Raw genomic sequence first — 13,454 nt, 5'->3', positions numbered from 1 at the left:
AAAATGTTGCAAAGGGTTGGCAAATGAGCAGCTACAATGCCCGCCATGCCCTCCTGCTTCCGCTACCTGCTGCTGTGCTGCCTGGCCTTGCCCTCGTTCGCCATGGGCATGGACAGGCTATCGCTGGCCGAAGGCTGGCGCGCCTGCGGCACAACGCGCGCCACGCCCGCCGCTTCGCTGTACCAGCTGCTCAAGCCGGGCCAGCTGCTGTGCGCCGAGCGCGATATCACCGTGGCCGCCACGCCCTCGTCGACGCAGCTGCTGGTGCTGTCGGCGCTGGCTTCCAGCGAGCTGTGGCTCGATGACATATTGATCGGCAGCAATGGCCAGCCGGCCCGCCAGGCCAGCGGGGAACGCGCGGGCGACATCGATTTTGCCATCCACCTGACACCACGGCAGTTGTCCATGGGCAGGCACCACCTGCGCCTGCTGCTGTCGACGCAGCAGGCGCCTGCCCGCCTGGCGTCGCCACTGTATGCGCTGTACCTGGTCGACCGGCAAGACTACCGCGCGGCGCTGGCCTGGTACCGGCTGCCGCCGCTGCTGCTGGCCGGGGCGCTGGGTGCCGTCGCCCTGCTGTTTCTCGCCTTGACCGCGCTGTACCAGCGGCAACGGCACTGGGCCATGTTTGCCGCGCTGTGCCTGGTGGCGGCGCTGCTGCTGGTGGTGGAGCTCTGGCGCAGCGTTACCGGCTACGCCTATCCCATGCATTTGCCGCGCCTGTACGCCGTCAGTGCGCTGACCTGGCTGTTTTCCGCCTTGCTGCCCCTGTATTTTTATACGGCATACCGGCTGCCGCGCTGGCCGCTGGCGGCGGCGTTACTGCTGGCGGGCATCGCGCTGGCCGGCGCGCTGCCCGCGCATTTCGACTCGCGCTGCTGGTCGATGTTTTTGACGGGCCTGGCAGCGAGCCTGGCGCTCAACCTGGGCGCCCTGTGGCGCCGCCTGCCGGGCAGCCGCGGCGGCACCTTGATCGCGCTGGCCTCGTGCGCCCTGTTCCTGCTGACGGGCAGCCAGTTTGCCGAAGGCGGTTTCGCCCTCGTCGTGTGCTTCTTGCTGCTGCCCCTGTGTGCGCAATTGCTGGCGCAGCTGCTGCGCGAACGCAGCAAGGCGGCACGCGCCCAGCAGCTGGAAAACCAGCTCTTGCGCAAAAGCATGCAACCGCATTTCCTGATGAATTCCCTGAGCCTGATCAGCGAACTCAACGCGCAATCGCCGCAGGCGGCGGAAACCTTCATCGAGGCGCTGGGCGCCGAGTTGCGCATGCTCAACGAATTCGCGCAGCAGCCCAGCATCGCCCTGACGCAGGAACTGGCCCTGTGCGGGAATTACCTGAGCATCATGGGCACGCGGCTGCAGCAGCCGTGCAGCCTGCAGCTCGATGGCGAAGCGGCGGGCATCACCGTGCCGCCCGCCATCTTGCTGACGGCGCTGGAAAATGCGTTCAGCCACAACCGCTACCGCCACGGTGCGGCCTTTATCCTGCGCATCGCACAACATGCGCAAACGCAGGTACTCACCCTGATCCTGCCCGAAGGCGAGACACGCCCGCATGCGGGCGGCGGCGTGGGCGAACAGTACATCCGCGCCAGCCTGCACGCCGTGTTTGGCGATGCGGCCCGCTATGAGCGTGAATATGCCAGCGAACAGCAGCAGGCTGGCTGGCGCCTCACCTTTACCTTGCCGGCGGCGCCATGAATGTGTTGATACTGGAAGATGAACCGCTGATCGCGCAAGGCCTCGAACGCGAGGTGCGTGCGCATTTCGGCGCGCGCCTCAGCAATCTCGTGCTGCATGACAATGTCCCGCAAGCGCTGGCCGCGCTGGCCCAGGAACAGGTCGACTTGCTGCTGCTGGACTTGAACCTGCATGGCGCGGACGGCTATGACTTGCTGCGCCTGGCCCAGACAGCCCCGTTCCAGACCATCATCGTCTCGGCCCATGCGGAACGCTCGATCACGGCCTTCGAGTTCGGCGTGCTCGACTTCGTTGCCAAGCCTTTCAGCCGCGAGCGCCTGCACAAGGCGCTGCAACGCTATACGGGGCGGCATACGGAAGCGGCCTCGCTGGCCGTCAAGAAACGCGGCGCGCTGGAATGGATCGCCATGGCAGACATCGACCATGTGCAGGCCGATGGCCACTACAGCAATATCGTGCTGCGCAGCGGCGAACAGTGTTTTCATGACCTGGCCATCGACAAGCTCATGGCCCTGCTGCCGCCCCACTTCCTGCGCGTGCACCGCTCCTACATCGTCAACAGCCTCGGTTTCAAACGGCTGCAGATCGCGGCAGGCGGCAAATACGCGCTCGACACGCAAACCAGCACGGGCATCCCCGTGTCGCGCAGCAGCTATCCCGCGCTGAAACGGCGGCTGCTGGGCTGAACGCCTACCAATGTGCCGCGTAGTTGGGAAACGGCGAGCTCATGTGCTCGGGTTCCACGGGCGGCGCCATCCAGTCGCGCGGGTCGACCTTGTAGTACTGCAAGAATTGCGCGTACAGTTCTTCGTGGTGCTCGGCCATCTGGTACGGCTTTTCAAAGAAGGTTTCCGTGGCCACGGCAAAGAATTCGGCGGGATTCGTGGCGCCGTAATGGTCCATCACGCTGTGCTGCTGGTAGATGGCGTCGTGGCGCAGATTGTCGAAGTCGCGCGACAGCACGGTGGCCCAGCTGCGGTAGCTCGACACGCTGGGCAAATACGGCGCGCCATTCGCGGCGCCCGATTCACTGTCGAGCTGGTGGGCAAATTCATGCAGCACGACATTGTGCCCATCGGTCCAGTCGGCCGCACCGCGCTGCACATGGTCCCAGGCCAGCACGACTCTGCCATCGCCCCAGGATTCGCCCAATAGCCCATTGGCCGATGGCGTCACCACGCCGCCCGGTCCCACTTCATCGCGCGTGACGATGAATTCCGTGGGATACACGAGGATGGTGTCGAGTTCCGGATACACCTGGGTCTGGCGGTTCAGCAACAGCAGGCAAGCCTGGCCGGCGATGGTATAGCGCATCTCGTCCGTGATCTCCAGTCCGCCGCAACCGACGAATTTCTTCTGATACAGGAATTGCACGACGAGACGGCGCAACTGCTCCTGCAGCGACGCCGGCATGCGCGGATACACGGGGATATTCTTTTCCAGCACGGCCAGGCCTTCCGGCGGCAAGGGCCTGGCCAGGGCCCGCTTCAAACGCCAGCGGGGAAACCACAGCGAAAAGACGATGGCAGCCGTGACGAGGGCGATCCACAGCAGCGGATTCATGCAGCGGCCCGCTTCAGGATAAGGGCAATGGAGCAGGAGAATATGGCGTAGGCAGACAAGGACAAGCTCCTTCAAGTGAACCCGCGCGTTGCGGGCAGCAGTCCAGCCCACATGGGGATGCTTGCAGTCTTTTCAATCAGACGACATCAAATGGCCTGCCCCAACGCCAAAAGCCGGGTTGCAACCCGGCTTTCATTACAACATAACAACGCCTGACAAAACCGTCAGCTATTACTCGGCCGACTTTTGCTGCGGCGCACCGAACAGCGCGGCCACCAACGGATCGCGCGTCACGGGACCGCGGTTGACGCGGATGGCGTAATGCGTGTCATCGGCCAGGATGTGGAAGTGGCGGCCGCTGCCTGCCATGCTTTGCTCGCGCAGGCCTGGACGGTCCTTGCGCGGTGGCGCGCCTTCGCGTTTTGGCTGGACGATGGCGGCCAGGAAGGCGCGCACGCGCTCAGGATCCGGCGTCAACTGGTACACTGCCTTGCCAAGATAGGTGGCGGTGCCTTCTATGTAGCGGGCCAGTTCGATCACGCCCGCTTCGCGCAGGTCGCGGATGTATTTACGGGCGCCCGATGGCGAAAACTTGAGGAACCAGGCGATTTCGTCGGCCAGCATCTCGTGCAGCGACAATTCGCCGATCAGCTTTTGCATGTTTTCGATGCGGCGCAGGGTGGCCGACGTCGAACGCACGCGCTCGATCGGTGCCATGGAAATGGGATTCATGCGTTCCGGGGGGATAGGTGCTGCGCGTTCTACCATTTGCGAGCCTTTTTCGGGGCTACGAAGTTCCTGGTGCGCTGCCTTTAATTCGCTCTTCACGTGAGACTGAGTCATTGCATGCATTTGAATACTCCTTTTAAACGATTGCCGGTAGCCCGGATTGTTAAGTTCTTGGCAATTTTTATACCAGAACGCCACGAATCCTGAGCGTCTGGGCACAGAATGCCATCCTGATCCTCACTGGTCTGTGCGTTAACGAACATTAGAAGCAAGAAAGTGAAAAATATTGCCTTGTTGAATTATTTCTCTGAATGCATCTATAAAAGACATCTAAAAACGCTGCGCTTGCATACGCGCACAACGTGAAATAGCGAACAGAAGCGTCGGCATCCTTGTAATAAATTCAAGCTTCGCGCGCGGCACCCGCCGCCCGCATCGCGCCAATCTTGATACTTTGCAAAGGAACCATCATGAATATGCCCAGTCTGCTGGCCGCCGCCGCCCTGATCACCTTGTCCGCCTGCAAAAAACCGGCCGACGCGCCGCTGCCCGAAACGGCACCCAACCCCGCTTCCGCACCACAAGTGATGCCGCCACCCGTCACGCCAGCCACGCCGGAAGCGGGTCCTGGCAGCACGACGCCGCCTGCCCCGCTGACGGACCCGGCCACCGCGCCGGCCCTGCCGCCTGCCACGGCACCAAAGTAAGCCCGGCAGACGGAGCCCATCCATCAGGCGCCCGTGCGGCGCCGCCCCTACTCCACGGGGGAGTTGCGCGTTGCCAGCCTGTTTGCAACGCGTTTTTTTACGATTGGAGTCGGCCGCGCCATTTAGGTTCACCTGCTCCGAGCCCGCAAGCCGGTATCGAACCCGCCCACCAAAATGCGGCAATCCGCACAGTCTTTCCCCTCCCCGTGCGGAAAGACGGAATCTCGCCATTCCCCAATTTCAATAGATTCAAATTAAACCTTTATAAACAATCACTTGCAATAAACGCCAAAATGCGCTCCACTGGCACGGAAGATGCTTTTATATTTTCATAGCCGCCATCAGAGCGGCGGCCTGACCCACTATATAAAAACCATCTACCTTTTGGAGACAACAGCATGGCAAGCACCTTCCGCATCTCGTCCTTCCTCAACACCAAGGCACTGGCCTTGGCCGTCGCCCTGGCCGCGCAATTCCCGCTGGCCGTCCACGCAGCCGATACCGTACGTCTGGGCAACCTGAAATTCGCCCATTACGGCGCCGTTGCCTACATGAAGGAAATCGCGCCGAAATACGACCTGAAGATCGAAGAGCGCATCTTCGCCAAGGGCCTCGACATCGTGCCGGCCATGATCGCCGGCGAAATCGACGTGTCCGCCAGCGCGCTGGAAGCGGCCATCACGGGCCGCGCCACCGGCTTGCCCGTGTACCTGGTGGGCGGCTTCGCCAAGGGCGGCGTGCAGATCGTCGGCCGTCCCGACCTGAACATCAAGGGCATTGCCGACCTGAAAGGCAAGAAAGTCGGTGTCACGCGCGGCGGTCCGCAGGAAATCCTGCTGTTTGCCGAATTGACCAAAGCCAAGCTTACCTGGTCCGACAAACCGGGCAAGGACGTGCAAATTCTGTACATGGGCTACCCGGACTTGAACCAAGCGCTGCTGACCAAGGATATCGATGTCATGAGCCAGTCCGAGCCGTACTCGACCCAGGCCATCCACAAGAAATACGGCGCAGCCATCCTCAAGCCCTACGACACGCCGCTGGGCGAGCCCGTGCGCGCGCTCGTGATGACGGAAAAAATGTACAAGGAAAAGCCGGCCGTGGCCCAGCGCTTCATGGATTGCTTCGTCGCCGCCACGCGGGCCTTCCTGGCCGACCCGAAACTGGCGGAAAAATACGTGCGCGAATCGATGTTCAAGAACCAGATCACCTCCGACGATTACCGCGACGCCATCGACAACGCCATCTTCACGGAAGACATCACGCAAAGCCACGTGCAGCTGACCACCGACTACATGGTGAAATTCGGCGTGGGCCGCATGGCCAAAGCGCCTGCCGCCAAGGATTGGGTCAAGCTGGATCTGCTGGAAAAAGCCAAGAAGTCCTACGCACCACGCTAATCTGAAAGTGTCACGATGAATATTCAAATGATGAAACGCTTCGCGCACGGCGCCGCCGTACCCGTCGCCGTGCTGCTGCTGTGGCAAGCCATGTCCACGTTCGGCTGGATCAACCCGCAAATCCTGCCCTCGCCCGTCGCCGTGGTCGTGAAATGGTATGAATACCTGATTCCCATGGAAGCGTACACGCCCGAAGCGGGCAATTACCTGGTGTGGATGTTCTCCGGCGAACTGCCGCACGACGCCTGGGCCAGCCTGTCGCGCGTGCTGGGCGGCTTTGCCATCGGCGCCGGCCTGGCATTGCCGCTGGGCTTGCTGATGGGTACCAACAAGACCATCTATAAACTGTTCGACCCGCTGGTGCAGGTGCTGCGCCCGATTCCGCCGATCGCCTACATTCCGCTGGCGATCTTGTGGTTCGGCCTGGGCAACCCGCCCGCCTTCTTCCTGATCAGCATCGGCTCCTTCTTCCCCGTGCTGATGAATACCATCGCCGGCGTGCGCCAGGTCGACGGCATCTACATCCGCGCCGCACGCAACCTGGGCGCCAGCCAGATGACCATGTTCCGCCGCGTCATCCTGCCGGCCGCCACGCCGTACATCCTGGCCGGCGCGCGCATCGGCATGGGCACGGCCTTCATTGTCGTGATCGTCGCGGAAATGATCGCCGTCAACAGCGGCCTCGGTTTCCGCATCCTGGAAGCGCGCGAGTACTTCTGGTCCGACAAGATTATCGCCGGCATGTTTACTATCGGCCTGTTTGGCCTGGCCATCGATATCGCCATGAATGCCCTGAATAATCATTTGCTGCAGTGGCACCGCGGCCTGGAACATTAAGAGGAACGGCCATGACCACGATCAATATCAATGCAGTCAATAAAATCTTCACCACGGGCGGCGCGGACGTCATCGCTCTGAAGGACATCAACCTGGAAATCGCCAGCGGCGAATTCATCTGCCTGCTGGGACCGTCCGGCTGCGGCAAATCGACCCTGCTCAACGCCATCGCCGGCTTCTCGCAGCCGACGTCGGGCCAGATCCTGGCCGGCGGCAAGCTGATCACAGAACCCGGTCCCGACCGCGGCATGGTGTTCCAGGAATACGCGCTGTTCCCCTGGATGACCATCGAGAGCAATATCGCTTTCGGCCTGGAAATCGCCGGCAAGACGCCAGCCGAGATCAAGGAACGGGTCGACATGCTGCTGAGCATGCTGGGCTTGACGGAATTCCGTGCCCGCTACCCGAAAGACTTGTCGGGCGGCATGCGCCAGCGCGTGGCCATCGCCCGCGTGCTGGCCCTCGATTCGCCGATCATGCTGATGGATGAACCGTTCGGCGCGCTGGATGCCTTGACGCGGCGCAACCTGCAAGATGAATTGCTGAAAATCTGGAAAGTCTTCGGCACCACCATCGTGTTCGTCACGCACTCGATCGAGGAATCGATCTACCTGGCCGACCGCACCATCGTCATGACCTACCGTCCCGGCACCATCAAGCGCGACGTGGCCATCGACCTGCCCCGCCCGCGCGACCCGAGCGACCCGGAGTTCAACCGCCTCAAGCGCATGCTGGGCGAGATGGTGATGGAAGAGCAGCAGCGTCATCACAATGCCGAAACCATGTCCAGTACCGCCGATTGAGGGAGCTTGATTAAGCGACCGCAAACTTATTTGGGGTCTGACCCGGCGGGTCAGACCCCAAGGCCACTCGCCCCCCTGCTGGCCGTGGGGTCGCTGGTCGTGCTGACGTGGGCGTCGTATGCCTGGGTCAAGCAGCGCCAGCTCGACGAATTGCACCGCACCTTGGATTCGCGCGCGGAACTGTATGCGGCGTCCATCGGCGGCGCCCTCAACAAGTACGAATTCCTGCCCCTGGCCGTGGCCCAGAGCGATGCGGTGGCGCAATTGCTGGAGCAGCCCAGCGCCGACAAAGTCACGCAAATCAACGCCTACCTGGTCGACATGAACCGCCGCGCGGGCGCCTTTGCCGTCTACGTGCTCGACGACAAGGGCACGACCCTGGCGTCGAGCAACTGGCAAGACCGCAGCTCGTATGTGGGTGTCAACTACGGTTTCCGTCCGTATTTCAAGAAGGCGATCGCAGGCGGCATCGGCCGCTTCTACGGCATCGGCTTTTCCACCTTCGAGGCCGGCTATTTCATTTCGCAGCCCGTGCAGCGCGACGGGCGCATCATCGGCATCGTCGCCGCCAAGGTCAACCTGGACTGGATCGAGCAATCGTGGCGCACGCCCGGCGCTGGCGAACAGATCTGGGTCAAGGATGCGAATGGCGTGATCATCCTGGCCACCACGCCGGCCTTCAAGTTCAAGACCCTGGCCCCGCTGTCGCCGGACGCCAAGAAAGACATCAGCGAACAGCGCCAGTTCCTGCAAGAAAACCTGCCCATCTTGCCGCACCGCGTCAGCCGCCAGTTCGCCGACGGCGCCAGCGTGATGACCCTGGAGCGTCCACAGACGGGCGATACCCCCGCCCTGTCCGGCAGCGCCGACTACCTGGCCGTGAACCGCGCGCTGGGGCCGCTGCAATGGCAGATCACGGTGCTGGCCGAACTCGACCAGGTGAATGAGGCGGCGCGCAACGCGGCCATCGCCGCCGCGCTGGGCTGGGCCTTGCTGCTGCTGGCCCTGATGTATGCGCGCCAGCGCCGGCGCCGCATCGCCGACAAGCTCAACGCGCAGCAAACCCTGGCACGCGCGTATGAACAGCTGGAAATCAAGGTCGAGCAGCGCACGGCCGACCTCGTCCACGCGAACGGCCGCCTGCAAGCCGAGGTGACGGAACGCGAGCGGGCCGAGCAAACCTTGCGCTATGCCCAGGCGGAACTGGTGCAAAGCGGCAAGCTGGCGGCCATCGGCCAGATGGCGGCCGGCGTCACGCACGAGCTGAACCAGCCGCTGGCCGCCCTGCAAACATTTTCCGATAATGCCAAGGTGTTTCTGGCGCGGGGGCAGATCGACGATGCGCTCGACAACCTGTCGACCATTTCCGACCTCGTCAAGCGGCTCGGCTATGTCACGTCGCAACTGAAAGGCTTTGCGCGGCGCAGCGACGATGCGCGCAAGCCCGTCAGCGTGCGCCAGGCGTTCGCGCAAACCATGCTGCAAATCCGCACGCGCAAGAACTCGCAGCGTTTGACCCTGCATGAAAGCTGGCCTGATGGCGACATCATCGTGCTGTGCAATGCCATCGGCCTGGAACAGGTGTTTACCAATCTGATCACCAACGCCATGGATGCCGTGCCGGAAAGCGAGCCCGTGCAAATCTGGTTTCAGGTGCGCCGCGAAGGCAGCCTTGCCGTGCTGCATATCACCGATAATGGCCCCGGCATCCCGCTGGCCTCGCTCGACAAGATCTTCGATCCCTTCTATACCACCAAGGAACACGGGCTGGGCTTGGGATTGTCGATCAGCGCAGGCATACTGCGCGCTGCCGGCAGCGCCCTGGCCGTGCGCAACCGCAGCGCGCAGGAAGGGGGCGGCGCACAATTTACCATCACCCTGAGCTGCGACCCGGGGGAGAGAGACAAGGAAACATCTGATGCACGAGAATAATTTTGAAGGCATGCAAGTGCTGCTGGTGGAAGACGATGCCGTCGTGCGCAAGGGCGCCCGGCAATCGCTGGAACTGGCGGGCTTGCAAGTGACGGCCGTCGCCACGGCCGAGGAGGCGCTGCCCTATCTGGTACCCGAATTTGCCGGCATTTTATTGAGCGACATCAAGCTGCCGGGCATCGATGGCTTGAAACTGCTCGATATCGCGGTGGCGCAGGATGCCAGCCTGCCCGTCATCCTCGTCACGGGCCACGGCGACGTGTCGATGGCCGTGGGTGCCATGCGTCGCGGCGCCTACGATTTCATCGAAAAACCGTTTTCCGCCGACTTGCTCGTGGAAGTGTGCCGTCGCGCCCTCGACAAGCGCCACCTGGTGCTGGAAAACATGAACTTGCGCCGCCAGCTCGAGCAGCGGGTCGGCATCGAAGCACGCATCGTGGGCCGCAGCGCGGCCATGGCCAAGGTGCGCCAGCTGGTGCTGAACCTGGCGCCGAAATCGGCCGACATCATCATCCTCGGCGAAACGGGCACTGGAAAAGAACTGATCGCCCGCTGTCTGCACGACTTCAGCGAGCGGCGCGACCATCCATTCGTGGCGATCAACTGCGGCGCCCTGCCCGAATCGATCTTCGAATCGGAACTGTTCGGCCACGAAGAAGGCGCGTTTACAGGCGCACAGCGCCAACGCATCGGCAAGATCGAGTACGCGAACGGCGGCACCCTGTTCCTCGATGAAATCGAAAGCATGCCGCTGGCCCTGCAAGTCAAACTGCTGCGCGTGCTGCAGGAGCGGCAGGTGGAGCGGCTCGGTTCAAACAAACTCATTTCCGTCAATTTCCGCGTGATCGCCGCCGCCAAGGAAGACTTGAATGTACTGGCGGAACAGGGGAAATTCCGGCCCGACCTGTATTACCGCCTGAACGTGGCCAGCCTGACCCTGCCCGCCCTGCGCAACCGGCGCGAGGATATCCCGCTGCTGTTCGAATTCTTCGTACTGCAGGCGGCCCTGCGCTACGGCCAGCCGGCCGCCCTCGTCAGCGGTGAACTGATCGCGTCCCTGATGGCGCAGCGCTGGGCCGGCAACGTGCGCGAACTGCACAACGTGGCCGACCGCTTCGTGCTGGGCCTGCTCGACGACACCCTGAGCCCGGCCGGCTGCCGCGAAGCGTCGCTGGCCGAGCAAGTCGACACGTTCGAGATTTCCATCATCGAGGAAGCCTTGCGCCGCCACAATGGCAACGTCATCGATGCGGCGGCCAGCCTGAATATTCCCAAGAAAACCCTGTACGACAAGCTCAAGCGTTTCGACATTTCGACCGAGCAATTTCGCTGACGCCTGCGCCACGGCCAGCCATGCACCCACAGCCGCGGGCGGCGCGCTCCTACTTGCCGCCCTGCCCGCGCATGCCAGAATCGGTACTCCACTTCAAGCCACGAGAAGGAGTTCCCATGAAACCATCTGCATTGATGCTGGCCACCCTGCTGCTGGGCGGCGCAGCCGCCCTGGCTCAGGCCCAATCGACGGGCAATAGCAATACAACAGGCAACACTGGCAACACGGGCACGGCGGCCCAGCAAGATAGGCAGCAAAATACGCGACAGGATGACACGACGCCGCGCAAGCATGACAAGAAGCAGAAGCAGAAATCGGGCAAATCGCGCAACAACGATACGACCGGACAGTCCACCAGCGGCACCAACTCGGGCGGCGGTACCCCGGGCAGCGCCGGCCAGTCCGCAGGCAACGCCGCGCGCAGCGGCACGCAAAACATGAACGGCAATACGGGCGGCACAGGCACGTCGGGAACTTCGGGCACGTCAGGGACATCGGGGACATCGGGGACTTCCGGCAATACCGGCAACTCTGGCACGTCGGGTAACACCGGCAATTCCGGCACCACGGGCAACACGGGCGTGGTGCCGCCGCGCCAGCCCGGCCGCTAAGCGCCGGCAACGCGGCACGGGATAGCCATGACGGCGCTGCAGGCCGCGCTGCTGCTGCACGGCCTGCTGGGCGGGGTCGACGTCATCCTCAACCACGAGCTGCTCGTGCGGCTGCCGTCGCGCCCGGGCGCAGCCGCCGAGCAGCGCCTGCACAGCGCGCGCGAAGTCATCTTCGGCCTGCTGTTTCCCTCGCTGGGCCTGTTCAGCTGGCATGGCTGGCTGGCCTGGTGGCCCGTGGCACTGCTGCTGGCGGAGATACTGGTCTCGCTGCGTGACACCGTGGTCGAAGGCGACACGCGCCGCTTGCCCGTGCCTGAACGCATCCTGCACGTCTTGCTGTTCATCAACCTGGGCGTGATCGCCACCTTGCTGCTGCAGGCGCTGCCCGGCTGGCTTGCCCTGCCGGCCGCCATGCAGGCCCTGCCGCCCGGCGGACCCGGCCAGTGGCTGGCCGCCATGGGCGCCATCTCGCTGGCATGGTCCGTGCGCGATGGCCTGAGCGCGCGGCGCCTGCGCTTGCGTGCGGGCCAACATGCGTGAACACTGGCAATATGCTCACACGCGCATGCGGCATATTCCTACTTGGATACGACGGCACGCATGTGACAATCCAGTCTCGACAGCAACTCCCAACTTTTACACAGGATACGCACCATGAAAACTCCCGCTCTCTTGCTGGCCGCCACCCTGATGACCGTTGGCGGCGCCTGGGTACAAGCCCAGTCGACGACGAATCTGAACCAGACGGGCAACCACACCAACAATGCCAGAGACCCGGGCCAGCAATCGGATGCCTCCGACAAGCTCGACAACAAAGGCAAGCTGGTCCACGACGGCAAGGCCAGCAAAACCCGCACGGACAAGCGCACGCGGCACGGAAAGCCCCCGGCTAATGCCGGGGACAAACCACATAGTGGCAAGGCCACGGCGAATGCCGGGGACAAACCACATAGTGGTGCGCCAACGGTTCATACCGGGGACAAACCGCACAGCGGCACGCCCACCGAGCCGCCAGCGTCCACGCCTGCGGTGCCCAGCATCCCCATCGCCCCCGTGAAATAGTGTCTGCGCTGCGCCAGGTTGCTTCCAAGCACGCTATCATCACGCCTTTACAAGATAGCCAGGAAGACAATGAAAGCAGCATGGTGTGGAATGATGGCGGCGGGCGCATTGGCGGCCGCGAGCGTACAGGCGGCGCCCACGGTGGGCGAGTGCATGGAACTGACGACGGGCATCAAGTTCAGCAAGAACAATGGCGATGCGCAAGTCAACGTCGAGGAACTGTTCGAGGGCAAGAAACAAAAGGGCACGCAACTGATCCTCAACGGCGGCGTGCTGCTGGCAACGTCCTACCAGGATATCCGCGATGGCCAGGTATTCCTGACGGGCAACGTCCACTACAATGAAGACGGCACCGTGCGCAGCAAGAACGTCTACACGCCGCAGTCCGCCATCCCCGCCAACATGCGCCCTGGCCAGGAAGTGCGCGTGCAGTTCTCGGACACGCAAACGAGCACCCACTACCCGCTGGCGGGCCTGTCCGACAAGATCACCACCTCCACGCGCACGGACGAGCGCAATTTCTCCATCACCTTCTTGGGCTGGGAACGCCTGGAACTGGGCGGCCGCCGCTTCCCCGACGCCTGCAAGTTCGAACTGCATGATGTGGGCGGCAAAAGCAAAGGCAAAAGCGGCGAATACGTGTGGTACGCGCAAGGCTATGGCGTGATCATGACGGACAAGCTGGACAAGAATGGCGACGTGCAGCCGGCGTACCGGATTGCGCTGACGAAGATCATCAGCGCGCCATAAGGCGGTTCTCTTTCCGCAATTCTTGCGTA

The 13,454-nt window shown here is 62.8% G+C and carries 14 protein-coding genes; 12 read left to right on the top strand and 2 right to left on the bottom strand.

What is annotated here, in order from left to right; genetic code table 11:
- Positions 1 to 36: 36 nt before the first annotated feature.
- Both MRBLMS1_RS10530 and MRBLMS1_RS10525 read left to right on the top strand, forming a co-directional pair.
- Positions 37 to 1,698: a histidine kinase gene (locus MRBLMS1_RS10530; protein WP_485879372.1), complete on the top strand. Its 1,662-nt coding sequence runs from the start codon at positions 37 to 39 to the stop codon at positions 1,696 to 1,698.
- Positions 1,695 to 2,384 (top strand): LytR/AlgR family response regulator transcription factor, encoded by a 690-nt coding sequence (locus MRBLMS1_RS10525; RefSeq protein WP_485879371.1) that lies wholly within the window; start codon positions 1,695 to 1,697, stop codon positions 2,382 to 2,384. The genes MRBLMS1_RS10530 and MRBLMS1_RS10525 overlap by 4 nt, the downstream gene beginning before the upstream one ends.
- Positions 2,385 to 2,388: 4 nt before the next feature.
- Here the strand turns inward: MRBLMS1_RS10525 and MRBLMS1_RS10520 are convergent, their stop codons facing one another.
- Together MRBLMS1_RS10520 and MRBLMS1_RS10515 are read right to left on the bottom strand one after the other, a co-directional pair.
- Positions 2,389 to 3,261 carry a M90 family metallopeptidase gene (locus tag MRBLMS1_RS10520; RefSeq protein ID WP_128139999.1) on the bottom strand — a complete coding sequence of 291 codons (873 nt, stop codon included), beginning with the start codon at positions 3,259 to 3,261 and terminating at the stop codon, positions 2,389 to 2,391.
- 231 nt (positions 3,262 to 3,492) lie between these two features.
- Complete coding sequence (locus tag MRBLMS1_RS10515; protein WP_223278908.1) at positions 3,493 to 3,993, bottom strand: winged helix-turn-helix domain-containing protein; 501 nt, start codon at positions 3,991 to 3,993, stop codon at positions 3,493 to 3,495.
- Positions 3,994 to 4,460: 467 nt separating this feature from the next.
- Here MRBLMS1_RS10515 and MRBLMS1_RS10510 point away from each other — a divergent pair, with 467 nt between their 5' ends.
- The 10 genes from MRBLMS1_RS10510 (at position 4,461) to MRBLMS1_RS10465 (ending at position 13,425) form a co-directional block, all read left to right on the top strand.
- Positions 4,461 to 4,697 carry a hypothetical protein gene (locus tag MRBLMS1_RS10510; RefSeq protein WP_456149048.1) on the top strand — a complete coding sequence of 79 codons (237 nt, stop codon included), beginning with the start codon at positions 4,461 to 4,463 and terminating at the stop codon, positions 4,695 to 4,697.
- A 398-nt stretch (positions 4,698 to 5,095) separates the two neighbouring features.
- Positions 5,096 to 6,097: an ABC transporter substrate-binding protein gene (locus MRBLMS1_RS10505; RefSeq protein ID WP_485879370.1), complete on the top strand. Its 1,002-nt coding sequence runs from the start codon at positions 5,096 to 5,098 to the stop codon at positions 6,095 to 6,097.
- A 27-nt stretch (positions 6,098 to 6,124) separates the two neighbouring features.
- Complete coding sequence (locus MRBLMS1_RS10500) at positions 6,125 to 6,934, top strand: ABC transporter permease (protein WP_370385376.1); 810 nt, start codon at positions 6,125 to 6,127, stop codon at positions 6,932 to 6,934.
- An 11-nt stretch (positions 6,935 to 6,945) separates the two neighbouring features.
- Positions 6,946 to 7,737: an ABC transporter ATP-binding protein gene (locus MRBLMS1_RS10495; RefSeq protein WP_485879369.1), complete on the top strand. Its 792-nt coding sequence runs from the start codon at positions 6,946 to 6,948 to the stop codon at positions 7,735 to 7,737.
- 30 nt (positions 7,738 to 7,767) lie between these two features.
- On the top strand, positions 7,768 to 9,669 hold the full coding sequence (locus tag MRBLMS1_RS10490; protein WP_485879368.1) for a sensor histidine kinase: 1,902 nt from the start codon (positions 7,768 to 7,770) through the stop codon (positions 9,667 to 9,669).
- The gene (locus MRBLMS1_RS10485) at positions 9,656 to 11,002 is read left to right on the top strand and encodes a sigma-54-dependent transcriptional regulator (RefSeq protein WP_081368342.1); all 1,347 of its coding nucleotides are present in this window, start codon (positions 9,656 to 9,658) and stop codon (positions 11,000 to 11,002) included. Before MRBLMS1_RS10490 ends, MRBLMS1_RS10485 begins: the two co-directional genes overlap by 14 nt.
- A gap of 116 nt (positions 11,003 to 11,118) precedes the next feature.
- Entirely contained in the window at positions 11,119 to 11,613 is a 495-nt protein-coding gene (locus MRBLMS1_RS10480) for a hypothetical protein (protein ID WP_485879367.1), read from the top strand.
- 27 nt (positions 11,614 to 11,640) lie between these two features.
- On the top strand, positions 11,641 to 12,153 hold the full coding sequence (locus tag MRBLMS1_RS10475; protein ID WP_128140003.1) for a hypothetical protein: 513 nt from the start codon (positions 11,641 to 11,643) through the stop codon (positions 12,151 to 12,153).
- A gap of 114 nt (positions 12,154 to 12,267) precedes the next feature.
- The gene (locus tag MRBLMS1_RS10470; RefSeq protein WP_485879366.1) at positions 12,268 to 12,675 is read left to right on the top strand and encodes a hypothetical protein; all 408 of its coding nucleotides are present in this window, start codon (positions 12,268 to 12,270) and stop codon (positions 12,673 to 12,675) included.
- Positions 12,676 to 12,744: 69 nt separating this feature from the next.
- Positions 12,745 to 13,425 (top strand): hypothetical protein, encoded by a 681-nt coding sequence (locus tag MRBLMS1_RS10465; protein WP_485879365.1) that lies wholly within the window; start codon positions 12,745 to 12,747, stop codon positions 13,423 to 13,425.
- Positions 13,426 to 13,454 lie beyond the last annotated feature (29 nt).

The sequence above is a fragment of the Massilia sp. LMS1-1-1.1 genome (genome assembly GCF_040815535.1).
Taxonomy (GTDB): Bacteria; Pseudomonadota; Gammaproteobacteria; order Burkholderiales; family Burkholderiaceae_D; genus Janthinobacterium; species Janthinobacterium aestuarii.
The sequence above is the reverse complement of the archived record's forward strand: the minus strand, read 5'-3'. Positions and strand labels throughout refer to the sequence as shown.